This window comes from Dolomitihabitans soli (assembly GCF_022213955.1).
In the GTDB taxonomy this organism is placed as follows: domain Bacteria; phylum Actinomycetota; class Actinomycetes; order Streptosporangiales; family Streptosporangiaceae; genus Streptosporangium_A; species Streptosporangium_A soli.
On sequence record NZ_JAKNTW010000051.1, the window covers coordinates 22502 to 37350 of the forward strand.

Genomic DNA, 14849 nt, shown 5'->3' on the forward strand with positions numbered 1-14849 from the left:
GGACCGCTATGCGGTCCGATGGTCTAGAATGCGGTCCAAGTATGCAACGGAACCCCCCCGGACCGTCAAGGAAGGCTGCGCGTGACGATTCAGAGTGCGAAGACGACGCTTCTGGTTCTGGAGGCGGTCTCGGAGCATCAGCCCGTGGGTCTCAGCGAACTGGCGCGCACGATGGAAATGTCCAAGACCACCGTGCAGAGATGCCTCGTCACCCTCGCGGAGGCCGGCTGGATCCGGGCCGTCGATCCTGACCGGCCGCGCTGGGTCCTCACCACGCGTGCCCTGACGATCGGGCGCCGGGTCGGCGAGCCGGGCAGCCTCAGGGTGATCGCCATGCCGCTGCTCAGCGCCCTTCAGGCGTACGCGAACGAGACGATCCATCTCATGGTTCCCGAGGCCCGGAACATGGTGCTCATCGAGAGGCTGGACACCTCGCACGAACTGCGCACGATCTCCCCACTCGGTGTCGCGGTGCCCATGCATGCGATCGCCAGCGGCAAGGCGGTTCTCGCGGCCATGGCGGACGACGCCGTCGAGGGCTACATCGCGCGCGGGCTGGAGCCGGTGACGCCGCGCACCGTCACGGATCCCCGGGCGCTGCGGGAGGAGATCACCAAGATCAGGCGAGACGGATACGCGGTGATCGAGGAGGAGTGGCAGTCCGGCGTCGTCGCCATAGCGGCCGCGATCGCACCTGGGCAGGGCCGTCCGATCGCGTCGATCTCCATCTCGGCGCCGGGAGTCAGGGTCACCCCCGACCTCTACGAGAACTACGGCGAGCACGTGCGCGAGACCGCCGAGCGGATCGCGGGGGAGTTGCGGCACCGGTAGGCCCGTGCGGGCTACCTTCGGCTGCGCAACCGCGCCTCCAGCCATCGTCCCGCCGCGAACAACCGCTCCTCGGACCGGGGGTTCCCGACGAGTTGCAGGCCAAGCGGCATCGACGCGTGATCGACGAGCCCGGGAACGGTCACCACCGGAAGTCCCATCGCCTGCCATGGCCGGCTCATCACCGCGTCACCGGTCGTTCGGCCGGGCGGGGCCGCCCCGGGCACGGCGGGCGCCAGCACGGCGTCGTACTCCGACAGCAACTCCAGCGCGCGAGCACGTTGCAGGGCGATGCCGCCGAGCGCGCGCTCGTACGCCCCCCGCGGTGTGCGCGCTCCCAGATCCAGCAGGTGCCGCAGGGACGCGCTCAGGTGCCGCCGCTCCGCCGGCTCGAACCGCAGGGCGCCGGCCGCTTCGAAGGTCAGCACGGTCGAATGCGCGCCGAGAAGGCTCTTGAGGTCCAGGTCAGCGGGCAGAGTGTCGACGCGCGCCCCCTGCCGCACCAGCAGGGAGACCACCCGTTCCAATTCCTCCTCGAACCCCGGATCCAGCACGGCCAGCTCCGAACATTTCGCCATCAGCAGGCGCGGCCGGGACATCTCCGGGAGAGCCGGCACCTGGCGAAGGCCGAGAAGGGCGGCCCGGACTACTTCGAGATCGGCCACGTCACGGGCGAGAATCCCGACGGAGTCGAGAGTCTCGCTGAGCGGCTCGATCCCGTCCATGGGAAACGCGCCCGGCGGCGCCACGTACCCGGCGATCCCGCAGAAGGCGGCGGGCCGGGTGATCGATCCGCCCGTCTGCGTGCCCAGGGCGAAGGGAACCATGCCGCTCGCCACGGCGGCGGCCGAACCGCTCGACGACCCGCCCGGCGTCCGGGCCTGATCGTGGGGATTGCGGGTGGGGCCCGGCTCGGAACAGGCGAACTCGGCGGTGACCGTCTTGCCGAGCACGATCATCCCCGCCGCCCGCAACCGGGTGACGACCCATGCATCGCCCCCGGCGATCCTGCCCGCACGCAGGACCGACCCGCACTCCGTCGGGAGACCCGCCACGTCGATCGTGTCCTTGACGCCCGCGGGGAGACCGTGCAGGAGGCCCGGGTCCGCCGCCTCGTCCAGACGGGCCGCCTCCCGCTCGGCTCCCTCGGCATCGACCCGGACCCAGGCGCGGATCTCCCCGTCCACGGCTGACACGCGGTCCAGGCTCTGGCGCACCAGGTGCGATGGCGACACACTCCCACCCGCCGTCGAGCGGGCCAGGTCACGCAGGGTCGGATACGAGGAGTGCATACGAGGCGACCTCTTCGGTTCGAATCGGCGATCAGCCTGTCGTCGATCGTGACAGTGCCGCGCAGCCGCCACGGCATCCCGGGAGAAGCGAGTGTACAACCGCCGATCCAGAGTGGTCCACCGGTCGGCCTGTCGGTCCGACCAGCGGACCGGTTTCCCTTGCTGTGCCGATTCGCGGCACGCCGGGTGCCGGGCATCCGGCGCGGTGTCTATACCGGAGTGGTGGCGAGATCCTCGCCAACGCTCCCCGACCACGGAGGTGTCCCATGCCCGCTCCCCGCCCAGCCAGGCGGTGCCCATGACCGTCGCCGCCCCGCCCACCGAGTCCCTGAGGGCCGCCGACGCCCTGGCGGAAGCCACCCGTACCGCGGTTCCCTGCGCACCTCTGAGAGGCATGTTCGCCGACGGCGACATCGCGGCGGCGTACGCCGTGCAGCGGGTGAACGTCGAGCGGGCGCTCGCGGACGGCCGGCGGGTGGTCGGACGCAAGATCGGCCTCACCTCACCGGCCGTCCAGCGGCAACTCGGCGTGGACCGGCCGGACTTCGGGACGCTGCTGTCCGACATGGCCGTGCCGCCGGGCGGGACGGTGTCCGCCGGCCGGCTGATCCAGCCGAAGGTGGAGGCGGAGGTCGCCCTCGTCCTCGGCGCCGGCCTGCCGTACGGCGACTGCACGATGGCGGACCTGCTGCGCGCGGTCGACTTCGCCCTGCCCGCCCTGGAGATCGTGGACAGCCGGATCGCGGACTGGGACATCACCATCGTGGACACGATCGCCGACAACGCGTCCTCCGGCCTGTTCGTACTGGGTGGTACCCCCGTGCCGCTGACCGCCGTGGACCTGCGAACCGTCACGATGACCCTCGCCCGGAACGGGGAAGAGATCTCCACGGGCACCGGCGCCGACTGTCTCGGCGGGCCGCTCAACGCGGCCCTGTGGCTCGCCTCCGTCCTCGCCGGGATGGGCGAACCGCTCCAGCGGGGCGACGTGGTGCTGACCGGCGCTCTCGGCCCGATGGCCGTCGCCTCTCCCGGCGACGTGTTCGAGGCCCGCATCTCCGGCCTCGGCCAGGTAGACGTGTGCTTCGCCGCGCAGGAAGGAGGAGCACGGTGAGGACCAAGGTCGCCGTCATCGGCTCGGGCAACATCGGAACCGATCTGATGATCAAGATAATCCGGCTGTCCGGCCGGTTGGAGATCGCCGCCATGGCCGGCATCGACCCTGAGTCGGACGGGCTGGCACGCGCCCGCCGGCTGAAGGTGGCCACCACCCACCAGGGCGTGGACGGGCTGGTCGCGATGGACGAGTTCGCCGACGTCGAGATCGTCTTCGACGCCACCTCGGCCGGCGCGCACCGCCGCCACGACGAGGTGTTGCGGGCGGTGGGTCGTACCGTGGTCGATCTGACCCCGGCGGCGCTCGGCCCGTACGTGGTGCCGCCGGTGAACCTGGACGCGCACCTGGACGCCCCGAACGTCAACATGGTCACGTGCGGGGGGCAGGCCACCATCCCGATCGTCGCGGCCGTCTCGGCGGTCACGCCGGTGCACTACGGAGAGATCGTCGCCTCCATCGCATCCCGTTCCGCAGGGCCGGGCACCCGGGCGAACATCGACGAGTTCACCGAGACCACATCCCTCGCCATCGAGCAGGTCGGCGGCGCCACCCGCGGCAAGGCCGTCATCGTGCTCAACCCGGCCGACCCTCCCCTGGTCATGCGCGACACCGTGTACTGCCTGACGCACGACTGCGACCAGGATGCGGTGACCGCCTCCGTGTCGGAGATGGTGGAGCGGGTCCGGGCCTACGTGCCCGGCTATCGGCTCAAGCAGGATGTGCAGTTCGACCGCGTCGCCCAGGAGGACCCGCTGCGTCGGCTGACGCCCGGCACGTCCGCCGCGCGGACGGTCACCCGGGTGTCGGTGTTCCTGGAAGTCGAGGGTGCCGCGCACTATCTGCCCGCCTACGCGGGAAATCTCGACATCATGACCTCAGCCGCGATGCGCACCGCTGAGCGCATCGCCGCACATCGCACCCCGAAGGCGATCTCCCGATGACCGAGACCGAGCCGCTGTACATCCAGGACGTGACCCTGCGGGACGGCATGCACGCCGTCCGGCACCGCTACACCGTCGAACAGGCCGCCGCGATTGCCGCGGCCCTGGACGCGGCCGGTGTCGCCGCCATCGAGATCGCCCACGGCGACGGCCTGTCGGGCTCCAGCGTCACCTACGGGGTCGGCTCCCACACCGACTGGGAGTGGATCGAGGCCGTCGTCGCCGCCGTCCGCGAGGCCGTCCCCACCACGCTGCTCCTGCCTGGCATCGGCACGCTCCGCGACCTCAGGCAGGCCCACGCCCTGGGCATCCGCTCGGTGCGCGTCGCCACCCACTGCACCGAGGCTGACATCTCCGCCCAGCACATCGCCGCCGCCCGCGAGCTCGGCATGGACGTGGCCGGGTTTCTGATGATGTCCCATATGGCGGAGCCGGCCGAACTCGCCCGCCAGGCCAAACTCATGGAGTCGTACGGCGCGCTCTGCGTTTACGTCACCGACTCAGGCGGGCGGCTGACCATGGACGGTGTCCGGGCCCGCGTCCGCGCCTTTCGCGACGTGCTCGACTCCGCGACCGAGACGGGTATCCACGCCCATCACAACCTGGCTCTGGGCGTGGCCAATACGGTGGTGGCCGTCGAGAACGGCGTGACCCGCGTCGACGCCTCCCTCGCGGGGATGGGCGCGGGAGCGGGTAACTGCCCCTTGGAGGCGTTCGTCGCCGTCGCGGACCTGACGGGCCTGCAGCACGGCTGCGACCTGTTCGCGCTCATGGACGCGGCCGACGACCTCGTCCGCCCGCTGCAGGACCGGCCGGTGCGGGTGGACCGGGAGACCCTCACCCTGGGTTACGCGGGGGTGTACTCCAGCTTCCTGCGCCATGCCGAGATCGCGGCCGCCCGGTACGGGGTGAACGCCCGCACCATCCTGGTGGAGGCAGGGCGGCGCGGCATGGTCGGCGGGCAGGAGGACATGCTCACCGATATCGCACTGGACCTCGCGGGCCACGACGTCCCGTCCTGATGGGAGCCACCGGATCAGCTGATCGGGCGGACCCGGTGCGATGTGGCCGCGATGGTCAGGCCGCCTTCGGGCCGCCAGGGCCGAACTGCGGGACCTGGGGCACGGTGGTGACCACGTGCATCAGGGCCTTGGGGGTGAGGGACTGCTGCGTGTGCACCGTGTCACCGGGGAACCGGACGAAGTCTCCCGCCGCCACCTCCACCTGCTCGCCCGCCGGGCCGATCCGCGCCCGGCCGCTGATCACGTACACGTGGTACAACGTGCCGGTCGGATGCGCGGGGATCTCTTCGGGCGGCCCGTCGTCCTTGACCAGCTCGATGAGCGCGGTGTGGACCCGGCCGGAACCATAGACCTGGTCGAGCAGGCGGGACGCCGCGCCGCCCTGCCTCTCCCACAGGCCGTCGCCCTCGCGCTGGATGTACACCGGCGTTCCCCACTCGGTCACCAGATGGCGGAGCGGAACGTCCAGCGCGTCGCCTACCGCCACAAGGGTTTCGACAGTGGGGTTGCCGATGCCCTGCTCCAGTTTCGAGAGCGTCTGTTTCGACAGCCCTGCTCTGCGCGCCAGTTCCCCCAGCGACAGTTGTCTCTCCTGCCGGAACCGCCGGAGGTTCCGTGCGACCAGAAGGTTCCCGTTCACCTAGGCCGTCACTTTCAATATCGAGGTCGTCATCTTGACGTGACAACGTCCGGATGAGCATTATGTCCACTATAGAGGCCGATCGGCACTCTATAAATGACACTGGAGGGGGTGCCGTGATGCCCGACAAGCCCCTGCGCCGCGACGAGCGCGCCGCCATAGACAAGGCGATGAGCCTGCTGGGTGCGTTCGGCGACCAGGCGTCCTCGGGAGTGGGCGTGAGCGAGCTGGCCCGGCGGACCGGGATGAGCAAGTCCACGGCCTTTCGCCTGCTCGGCATGCTGGAACGCAACGCGGTCGTGGAGCGGGTGGGCAGCGATTACCGGCTCGGCCTGCGGCTGTACGACCTGGGCACGCGTGTCTACGCGCCGCAGTCCGATCAGCTGCGCGACGCGTTGACGCCCTGCCTGATCGACCTCTACGAGCACACCCGCCAGACCGTCCATCTCGCGACGCTGCACGGCACCGAAGTCGTCTATTTGAGCAAGCTGTACGGCCATCGGCCACACCCGCCGACCCGAATCGGCAGCCGGGCGCCGGCCCACTGCACCGGTCTGGGCAAGGCGCTCCTCGCCTACGACGCCCAGGCCGTGGAGCGGGTCCTCGCCGGATCGTTGACCGCGCTGACCGAGCACAGTCTTTCCACGCCTGCGGCCCTGCAAGCAGAGCTGAAGCAGATCCGCGACGACGGGATCGCGTTCGACTTCGAGGAGTCGGTGCTCGGCCTCGCCTGCGTGGCCGTGCCGATCATGGGGCCCGGTGGGAGGGCGGTGGCAGCCCTGTCGGTGAGCGGGGCCGCGGGCCGGATGGACATCAGGGCACATGCCGCCTTGTTGCGCCGGGTCGGTCACACCGCGACCGCCGCGCTCGCGCGAGCACGGATCTCCGCGGCCGGCCGCGGCCGGCCCGCCGCGCTCGCCGGCGGCTACCCCGGCGCCGTCAGCCGGCGCGGTGAGATCCGGTCGAGCCTCGTCGAATGAGCGCCGGGTTTCGCCGTCGAAGCCCGGCCGACCCGCACCGGTGAACGCCGTGAACGGCGCACCGGTCCCTGGACCGCACACCACCCGCACAGCGGTTCGCGAACCGCTCCGACTCACCTGGGAAATCGAGACACATGCGCGTTCTGCCGCCGTCACCCATGCGCGACTTCATCACTCCCCCCGGCGAGATCTTCACGATCGCGCACCTCGGCATGCCGACAGTGGACATGTCCACGTGGTCGCTGAGCGTGGAGGGGCTCGTCGCCCATCCGATCCGGCTGAATCTGGAGGAGTTACAGGCTCGCCCCGCGACCGAGAAGACGGTCTTCCACGAGTGTTTCGGGAACCCGCTGGAACCTCACGTTCCGGTGCGCCGGGTGGTCAACGTCACGTGGCTCGGCGTCCGTCTGGCGGAGCTGCTGGCCGAAGCGGCGCCGCGGCCGAGCGCCTCACATATCTGGTTCGAGGGCCTGGACACCGGTGACTTCGGCGAGCATGTGGGCATCCACTATCTCAAGGACCTCCCGCTGGACGTCGCCCGCCGGGACGTCCTGCTCGCCTACGGGATGAACGGCGCCCCGCTGGAACCCGCCCGCGGATACCCGTTGCGCAGCGTGGCGCAGGGGATGTTCGGCACCAACGCCGTCAAGTGGCTGAGGCGCGTCATCGTCGCCGACGCCAGGCCGGATCACCTGTTCACCACCGAGCTGTACAACCGTCTCGAGCCGGGACGGGACGAACCTGTGCCAGTCCGGGAGGTCGACGTCAACAGCGTCCTGGCCTACCCGCGCGGCGGGGCGGAGCTGCCCGCCGGGACGGTGGAGGTCACGGGCTGGGCATGGAGCACGACCGAGGTGGTCTCCGTCGAGATCTGCGTCGATGACGGCCCCTGGGAACGGGCGCAGCTGGCCCCGCGCGGTGACGATCCGGCCTGGCAGCGGTTCCACCAGCCGCGCCGGCTCGATCCCGGACGGCACCGGATCCGTTGCCGAGCCGCCGACGCGGCCGGGAGGGTGCAGCCGGAGGCTCCCACCCGCAATCGCGTCCAGGAGGTGCGGGTGCTGGTCCGCGAACCGTGAACCGGTCAGGTCTGCGGAACCTGATCGAGGTTCAGGTCCACGGCGGTCACCCAAGCGGGTTCGGCGACGAACAGCCGGATGCTCCCGGCGGCGACGTCCACCGTGACGACGTAGCGGAACCCCGCGCCCTGGGCCGCGTCGAAGAGGATGTCGTCGCCGACCGTGGCCCCGCACACGACACGCCGACACAGTGGGTCGGCCTGCTGGATCGCGCCGGCGAGTTCGCGCAGCAGGGCCCTCGCCGGTTCGCCGCCGGGCGGGCCGGCGGCGAACCTGACCTCGGTGTCGTGACCGCTCACCGGGTAGGCGTCGCGCAGCCGTCCGGCCGCGCATCGTTCCAGAAGCACCGGCATCCGGATGCCCCCGATCGTCACCAGCAGCCGCCCCGCCGTGCGTGACCAGCCATCCGCGGTGGTGGCGTGCCAGCGCGGCCCGAGGACCGGAATCGGTAGCGGTGGGATGCTCATACCGGTGCGCCATCCCGCTGTCGCCACGATCCCGCCGAGCGCGAAACCCTCCAGGCCCGCTCAAGCAGGATGGACGGGCGGCGATCTGACCTGGGGTCACTCACAGGTGGTCGCCCCCCGCCGCTGTGGCGAACCCGCGGACGCCGATCCCGCCGTCGGCCTGGATGGCCTGCCCGGTGATGGCGCCGCTCTGCGCACGGGAGGCGAGCAGCACGTACGGGCCGGTGAAGTCGGCCGGATCGACGCTGGAGCCGTCCAGTGGGATCGGCGGCCGTCTGCCCGCGGGCATGCGGTCGAAGGAGGCCGCGAGGGATCGGCCGCCGAGGGCCAGCGACTCCGGCCCGCGCAGGTCCGTCCGCATCCCGCCGCAGGCCACGCCGTTGACCCGCACCTTCGGCGCCAGCTCGTAGGCCAGCTCGCGCATCAGGCCGAGGCAGGCGTGCTTGCTCGCGGTGTAGAGCGGTCCGCCGCCGTTGACATAGAAGGATGCGTTGGACAGCGTCATCACTATGCTGCCCGTGGTCCGCACGAGTTCTCGCCAGGCGGCCTCGGCGGCCAGCAGGTAGCCCTTGACGTTGATCGCGAAGATCTCGTCGAAGCCGGCGTCGAGCTCCGCGACCGTCAGCCGGGTGAGTTGCCGCTGGTAGTCCCAGATGCCGGCGTTCGCCACCAGCGTGTCCAGTCGACCGAACCTGGTCACCGCCTCGCCGACGGCCCGGTGTAGATCCTCGCTCGAACGGACGTCGCCCGCCACGGCATGCGCTCGGGCGGGATCGCCGCAGGCCGCGACGACGGCCGCCAACCGATCCGGGTCGCGGTCCAGTACGACGACGCGGGCGCCCTCCTGAACGAAGCGTCGGGCGACGGCGGCGCCGATCCCGGAACCGCCACCGGTGATCAGGGCGACATCGCCTGCCAGCCAGCCCGCGTTCATGCCGGAGCGCCGAGGAAGTCGGTCACGAGGCGCTCGAACTCCGCCTGCCGTTCCAGCTGGACCCAGTGCCCGCAGCGGCCGAACACGTGCAGCCGCACATCGGGGATCCGTGTGAGCATGAGCCAGGCGCCGTCGAGGGTGATCGTACGGTCGTCGCGGCCCCACAGCAGCAGCGTCGGTGCTTGAATCCCGTGGACGTCGCGCCAGAGGGGGTCCATGCCGCCCCGTCTGGCGAACGCGGCGTTGTACCGGTGGTAGAACTCGATATGGCTGTCGTCCAGGGACGCCTCGTAGCGCGCACGGATCGCGTCCGGGCCGAACCGCCTGGGGTCAGCGACCATCGCCTTGATGAAGTCGGCCATCTTCTGCTCGCTCGGCCCCGACCCGTTGTAGTAGCGCCACATCGCCTTCTGGCCCTCTGTGGGGGTCGGTCCGGTGGGCAGCCAGCCACCGCCCGGCGCCATCAGCACGAGCCGCAGCACCCGCTGAGGCTCGGCCAGTGCCATCGCGAGCGCCGCGGCGCCGCCGAGGCTGTTGCCGAGCAGGTGGAACTCCTCTACCTCCAGTGCGTCGAGCGCCTGGAACAGCGCATCGGCGGTGATCTGGGTGATGGACCGCTCGGCCAGGTCGGTCTCGGTCGGGCGGTAGCTGCCGCCGAAGCCCGGCTGGTCCAGGAGCAGGACGCGGAAGTGTTCGGCCAGTGCCGGCAGGTTCTGGTGGAAGTTGCCGGTGCCGGACGCGCCGGGGCCGCCGCCGTGCAGCATCACCAGCGCGGGGCCCGCGCCCGACTCGGTGACGGAGATGGTCCCGAGCGTGGTCCGCACGCTGTGGCGTACCGGCTCGGCGGTGGACGTCATGATCGGTTCCTCCGGGGATGGTCTCGGGTCAGAAGAAGACGCTGATGTTCTTGGACAGCAGGACGTTCTGGTCGAGCAGGATGGTGCGCCGGGCGATCTGGAGCCGCCCGCCGCCGGTGCGCCGCAGCACGTCGACCCGCCCACCGGCGTACACGTTCTCCTCGCGTTCCAGCCGGTTGCGGTAGATGAGGAACGCCGACCGGGCGACATACTCCGCCGGCTCCTGCCGGGGGTCGGCGTGCCGGACGGTGACGTTGGCGATCAGGTGCCGGGTCCGCGAGGGCGGATCCTCCGCCCAGGCCATCCCGGAGTCGAATCGGCGGATCCGCCACGCGAGGCTCTCCTTGGTCTCGTCGTAGAAGGCGGCCTCGCCCGGGGCGGCCACCGACAGCGCCTGCTGCCGCCGCAGCCGGTTGCTGCGTGTCGGCATCCAGTAGTGCAGGTCGTCGGCGAGCAAGTCCAGCCAGTCGGTCAGCCGGCCGTCGTCGAGCAACTCAGCCTCTTCGAAGTAGAACTGCTCCACTTCGAAGTGGGTCACCGCGTCGGCGCGCTCGCCCGCCTGCACGACGCCCTCATGTGCTGCGCTTTTCATGATCCCCATCCAGATTCTTGAGGGACGGCCGTTTCGTCCTGAGGTATCCGGGGTCGGCGCGACAGCCGACGCAGATCCACCGCTGGGTCCGCCAGCAGCCCGCGATCCACTTCGGCGTGCCGGTCGATCAACCGGCGGGCGGCCCGAACGGCGAGCGGCTGGTCCACCGCCACGGCGGACACGATCTGCGGGCCGCGCAGGCCGAAGGCGGCGAACGGGCCGTCGCCGGCCGCTCCCCGGAACACGATCTCCCCGGCGTCCGCCATGCTGCCGACGACCTCGACGTGCCGGCCGTACCGGTCCGTCCAGAACCAAGGCGCGGTGGCGGCCGGCTGCGGGGCGCCGAGAATGGTCGCGGCGGCCCGCAGAGCGTCGTGCTGGGCGGCCTCCCAGTGCTCGGCGCGCCGGCCGAGTCGGCCGTCCGGCAGACGAGGCCTCGCCGGATCACCCACAGCGAGCACCGCCGGGCTGGACGTCACCTGGCCCTGGTCGACGATGATGCCGCCGGACACCTCCAGTCCGGCGGTCTCGGCCAGCTCGGCCGCCGGAGTCATCCCGGTGCCCAGCACCACCGCGTCGAACTCTCGGGAGCCGCCGGTCAGACCGGCGAGAACCGTCCGGCCGGTGTCGCGCAGGTACGCCACGGCCTCGCGGAGCACGGTCATGCCCCGCGCCGCGTGCTGGTCGTGCAGCCATCCGGCGAGCCGGTCACCGACGGCGCCGGCCAGCGGCCGGGCATCCGGGTCGACCAGGCAGACCTCGCAGCCGAGCTCGACCGCGGTGGAGGTGACCTCCGCGCCGATGAGGCCCGCGCCCACAACGAGCAGCCGGACTCCGGGGCCGAGGGACGCACGCAGCCTGATCGCGTCGTTCACGGTGCGCAGCACGTGGACCCTCGGGCCGTCCGCTCCAGGGATCGGCGGGCGTGCGGCCCGGCCGCCGGTAGCGAGGACCACCCGGTCGGCGCCGATCACGCCGCCGTCGGCGAGCCGGACCGACGCCTCGCCGGGCAGCAGTCCCGCCACGCGGGAGTTCGTCAGCAACGTGATCCGTTGGTCGTCGTACCACGCGTCCGGTCGCAGGGCGATGAGCGGGAACCCGCCGGAAGCGCCGAGGAACCGCTTGCTCAGCGGCGGCCGGTCGTAGGGGTACTCGCCCTCGTCGATCAGAGTGAGCGCGCCGTCGTACCCGCCGGAGCGGAGCGCCGCGCAGGTGCTCACTCCGCCGATGCCGCCGCCGACCACGACGATCCTGCGCACCTGCCCGCTCACGGGACCGGCGCCATGTCCGGAAGCAACCAGATCTCGCCGTCACGCACCTCGACCTGGTGGCGGCGGATGTGGCGCGTGGCGGGCAGGCAGAGCGCCGCGCCGGTCCTGAGGCAGAACCTCGCGGCGTGCAGAGGGCACTCGACCTGGCCGTTCTCGATCCAGCCCTCGGCGAGCGAGGCCTCCTCGTGGGTGCAGGTGTCGTCCAGGGCGTAGAACTCGCCGTCGTCGTCGCGGAGGACGGCGATGTGGTCGGCGGTGCCGGTGACGGAACGGTCGACCTTGAGTCCTTCGCCCTCGGCGATGTCCTCGACCGGGGCGACCCTGATCGCTGGGCTCATGGCTGCTCCTCGTGCCAGGCAGGGGTGGTCATCAGTTCCTTCCAGCGGGCGTAGAAGGCCCGGCCGGCGGCGTCGCTGTACAGCTCGCTGGTCATCCCCGGGTAGCGGCCGTCGTCGCGCTCGGAGCCGATGCCCATCTGGTAGTTCAGCGGCACCCGGTTGGTGATGAACCCGCGGGAGATGGACTGCACCTCGCTCCAGTTCTCACCGTCGTCCTGCTCGAAGATGCCGCTGGGACCGAAAGTGCGCAGGTTGTACAGCCGCTGGGCCTCCTTGACCTCGGGAGGCATCGACCGGTCGAGCACGGTCCACGCCCATACCTCCATGCGATCGGGCCCTTTGGGGTGCCAGACCCGGATGCTGCCGTTGACGGGCAGGTACGAGAAGTTCGGGAACACGGTTGCGTGCCCGTTCGTCAGCGGTCCCTCGACTCGGGCATCGCCGAGCCGTTCCCGGAGCGCGCCGTAGTCGTACCAGTCGTGCACCGTCTGCGCGTCGAAGCGGTTCTTCGGGTGCACCGGAAAGCCGGCGCCGTGCCCGCGCGGGTCGACGTACTGGCGGCCGGTGCGGTGCACGATCTCGGTCTTGGGCCCCTTGGCCTTCGGTGCCAGCAGCTGCAGGGCTGAGGCGTGGCTCATGTTCACGTGGTACCAGTCGGTGGCGAACTGCTCCGCGGCCAGCTTCCAGTTGCCTTCCAGCACCCATTTGTGGATGCCGCCCACCACGACGGTGCCCTCGGGGTCGCGGTCCAGCATGGCGTCCATGTACCAGGTCATCTCGCCGAGCGCGGTGCGCAGCGGTGGCGCCTCGGAGTTCCAGGTGCCGAAGATCAGGCCGTGGTAGCTGTCGATTCCGGGCACCTCGACGAGGCCCCACTGCCCGGTCTCGAAGTCGCCGGGGTAACCGTCCCTGTTGGGGACGCTGACCAGCTTTCCCGCAAGGTCGTACGACCAGCCGTGATACGTGCAGGTGAAGTTGCGGGTGGTGCCGAAATCGGCGCGGCAGACCCGGGCGCCCCGGTGCCGGCACGAGTTGAGGAAGGCGCGGATCGTGTTCGTCCGGTCCCGGGTGACGATTACCGGGTCCTCACCCATGTACGTGGTGAAGAAGTCGCCCGGCTTGGCGAACTGGTCCTCGTGCGCGAGGAACAGCCAGCTGGGCGCGAAGACCCGGCGCAGTTCCTGGCGGTAGATCCGCTCGTCGGTGAAGATCGCCCGATCGACGAGCCCGGCCTCGGTGTCGACGAGCCCGCCGACATCGATACCGGGTTCGAGGCCGGCGGGCCGGTGCAGCGCGCCACGCCGGGTGACCGTCGCCCGGCTCCGGCGGGGCTCGGGCTCCGAGCGGGCGGCGGGATCGGAAGGCACTGCCGCTCCGGGGCCGGTACGTGAATCGGTCATGTCGCCACGACACCAGTACCGGCGCGCGGGCCGCCACGCCGCGTGCTACTGGGCGGCACATCTGGTGGGAAGGGCTGGGTGGCCAGAGGATCGTGAAGGCATGCTCGCCGCCGTCGCCGTTGCGCAGAACCCCGCCCACCCCTTGTCCGGGCTCGTCTTGGACGATGTCCCCCTGCCGGACAGACCGGACGGCTGGGCTCTGGTCCGGGTCGTCTCATCGTCGCTCAACATGCACGACCTGTGGACACTGCTCGGGGTCGGGCATCCGCCGGAGCGGCTGCCGATCACGCTGGGCTGCGACGCGGCCGGCATCGACGAGAACGGAAACGAGGTCATCGTCCATCCGGTGCTCGGCGACCCAGACGCCGGAGGCGGCGACGAGACGCTCGACCCGGACCGGGCGCTGCTGTCGGAGCGTCACGACGGCGCGTTCGCCGAGTACCTCGCCGTTCCTCGGCGCAACCTGGTGCCGAAACCCTCCTGGCTGACGTTCGATGAGGCGGCCTGCCTGCCGGTGGCGTGGACCACCGCCTACCGGATGCTTTTCACCCAGGCCCGGATCACCGCTGGTGACAGGGTGCTGGTGCAGGGCGCCGGGGGCGGTGTGGCGTCGGCCGCGATCCACCTGGCCGCGGCCGCCGGCGCCGTGGTGTACGCGACCAGCCGCGACGCGGGCAAGCGCGCTGCGGCGGTGCGGTGGGGGGCACGCGATGCGCTGCCGACCGGCGAACGCCTGCCGGAGAAGGTCGACGTCGTCATCGAGACCGTCGGCGCGGCGACCTGGTCGCACTCGCTGAAGTCCCTCCGGTCGGGAGGCACCGTTGTGGTAGCCGGCGCGACCAGCGGGCCGAACCCGCCCGCTGACCTTGGCCGCATCTTCTACCTGCAGCAACGCATTCTCGGTTCGACCGGCTGCACCCGCGGCGAACTCGTCGCGATGCTGCGGATGATGGAGGCCACCGGCCTGCGCCCTGTCATCGATCAGTGCCTCCCGCTCGATCGGATCCACGCCGGCTTCCAGCTGATGATCGACCGCAAGATCACCGGAAAGATCGTTGTCAATCCGCCGACCAACCAATAAAGGGGCAATT

The 14849-nt window shown here is 70.9% G+C and carries 16 protein-coding genes; 7 read left to right on the forward strand and 9 right to left on the reverse strand.

What is annotated here, in order from left to right:
• The first annotated feature begins 81 nt into the window (after positions 1 to 81).
• A complete protein-coding gene (locus MBA17_RS47485) occupies positions 82 to 831 on the forward strand; it encodes an IclR family transcriptional regulator (protein WP_238505503.1) in 750 nt (249 codons plus the stop codon).
• Positions 832 to 842: 11 nt separating this feature from the next.
• Here the strand turns inward: MBA17_RS47485 and MBA17_RS47490 are convergent, their stop codons facing one another.
• On the reverse strand, positions 843 to 2534 hold the full coding sequence (locus tag MBA17_RS47490; RefSeq protein ID WP_455432989.1) for an amidase: 1692 nt from the start codon (positions 2532 to 2534) through the stop codon (positions 843 to 845).
• On the opposite strand from MBA17_RS47490, the gene MBA17_RS47495 reads away from it, so the two are divergent.
• From MBA17_RS47495 to dmpG, 3 genes are read left to right on the forward strand one after another with little or no spacing between them, the layout of a single operon-like run.
• The gene (locus tag MBA17_RS47495; RefSeq protein ID WP_238505505.1) at positions 2419 to 3234 is read left to right on the forward strand and encodes a 2-keto-4-pentenoate hydratase; all 816 of its coding nucleotides are present in this window, start codon (positions 2419 to 2421) and stop codon (positions 3232 to 3234) included. The two genes, MBA17_RS47490 and MBA17_RS47495, sit on opposite strands and share 116 nt — an antisense overlap.
• The gene (locus tag MBA17_RS47500; RefSeq protein WP_455432990.1) at positions 3231 to 4178 is read left to right on the forward strand and encodes an acetaldehyde dehydrogenase (acetylating); all 948 of its coding nucleotides are present in this window, start codon (positions 3231 to 3233) and stop codon (positions 4176 to 4178) included. The genes MBA17_RS47495 and MBA17_RS47500 overlap by 4 nt, the downstream gene beginning before the upstream one ends.
• Entirely contained in the window at positions 4175 to 5200 is a 1026-nt protein-coding gene (gene dmpG, locus MBA17_RS47505) for a 4-hydroxy-2-oxovalerate aldolase (protein ID WP_238505506.1), read from the forward strand. The genes MBA17_RS47500 and dmpG overlap by 4 nt, the downstream gene beginning before the upstream one ends.
• Positions 5201 to 5255: 55 nt before the next feature.
• Here dmpG and MBA17_RS47510 read toward each other — a convergent pair whose 3' ends face one another.
• Positions 5256 to 5840, reverse strand: a complete 585-nt coding sequence (locus tag MBA17_RS47510) for a helix-turn-helix domain-containing protein (protein ID WP_238505507.1) — start codon at positions 5838 to 5840, stop codon at positions 5256 to 5258.
• A 119-nt stretch (positions 5841 to 5959) separates the two neighbouring features.
• Between MBA17_RS47510 and MBA17_RS47515 the strand changes: the two genes are divergently transcribed.
• Together MBA17_RS47515 and MBA17_RS47520 are read left to right on the forward strand one after the other, a co-directional pair.
• Positions 5960 to 6820: an IclR family transcriptional regulator gene (locus MBA17_RS47515; RefSeq protein ID WP_238505508.1), complete on the forward strand. Its 861-nt coding sequence runs from the start codon at positions 5960 to 5962 to the stop codon at positions 6818 to 6820.
• 134 nt (positions 6821 to 6954) lie between these two features.
• On the forward strand, positions 6955 to 7899 hold the full coding sequence (locus MBA17_RS47520; RefSeq protein ID WP_238505509.1) for a molybdopterin-dependent oxidoreductase: 945 nt from the start codon (positions 6955 to 6957) through the stop codon (positions 7897 to 7899).
• Positions 7900 to 7904: 5 nt separating this feature from the next.
• On the opposite strand, the gene MBA17_RS47525 is transcribed toward MBA17_RS47520, so the two are convergent.
• From MBA17_RS47525 to MBA17_RS47555, 7 genes are all read right to left on the reverse strand, one after another.
• Complete coding sequence (locus MBA17_RS47525; RefSeq protein ID WP_238505510.1) at positions 7905 to 8366, reverse strand: hypothetical protein; 462 nt, start codon at positions 8364 to 8366, stop codon at positions 7905 to 7907.
• Positions 8367 to 8466: 100 nt separating this feature from the next.
• Positions 8467 to 9300 (reverse strand): 3-(cis-5,6-dihydroxycyclohexa-1,3-dien-1-yl)propanoate dehydrogenase, encoded by an 834-nt coding sequence (gene hcaB / locus MBA17_RS47530; protein ID WP_238505511.1) that lies wholly within the window; start codon positions 9298 to 9300, stop codon positions 8467 to 8469.
• A complete protein-coding gene (locus MBA17_RS47535; RefSeq protein WP_238505512.1) occupies positions 9297 to 10157 on the reverse strand; it encodes an alpha/beta fold hydrolase in 861 nt (286 codons plus the stop codon). Before MBA17_RS47535 ends, hcaB begins: the two co-directional genes overlap by 4 nt.
• Positions 10158 to 10185: 28 nt before the next feature.
• Positions 10186 to 10749 carry a 3-phenylpropionate/cinnamic acid dioxygenase subunit beta gene (locus MBA17_RS47540; protein ID WP_238505513.1) on the reverse strand — a complete coding sequence of 188 codons (564 nt, stop codon included), beginning with the start codon at positions 10747 to 10749 and terminating at the stop codon, positions 10186 to 10188.
• Positions 10746 to 12020, reverse strand: a complete 1275-nt coding sequence (locus MBA17_RS47545; protein ID WP_238505514.1) for an NAD(P)/FAD-dependent oxidoreductase — start codon at positions 12018 to 12020, stop codon at positions 10746 to 10748. Before MBA17_RS47545 ends, MBA17_RS47540 begins: the two co-directional genes overlap by 4 nt.
• The gene (locus MBA17_RS47550) at positions 12017 to 12358 is read right to left on the reverse strand and encodes a bifunctional 3-phenylpropionate/cinnamic acid dioxygenase ferredoxin subunit (RefSeq protein WP_238505515.1); all 342 of its coding nucleotides are present in this window, start codon (positions 12356 to 12358) and stop codon (positions 12017 to 12019) included. Before MBA17_RS47550 ends, MBA17_RS47545 begins: the two co-directional genes overlap by 4 nt.
• Positions 12355 to 13758, reverse strand: a complete 1404-nt coding sequence (locus tag MBA17_RS47555; RefSeq protein ID WP_238505516.1) for an aromatic ring-hydroxylating dioxygenase subunit alpha — start codon at positions 13756 to 13758, stop codon at positions 12355 to 12357. The genes MBA17_RS47550 and MBA17_RS47555 overlap by 4 nt, the downstream gene beginning before the upstream one ends.
• Positions 13759 to 13858: 100 nt before the next feature.
• Here MBA17_RS47555 and MBA17_RS47560 point away from each other — a divergent pair, with 100 nt between their 5' ends.
• Positions 13859 to 14839, forward strand: a complete 981-nt coding sequence (locus MBA17_RS47560) for a zinc-binding dehydrogenase (protein ID WP_238505517.1) — start codon at positions 13859 to 13861, stop codon at positions 14837 to 14839.
• Positions 14840 to 14849: the final 10 nt, after the last annotated feature.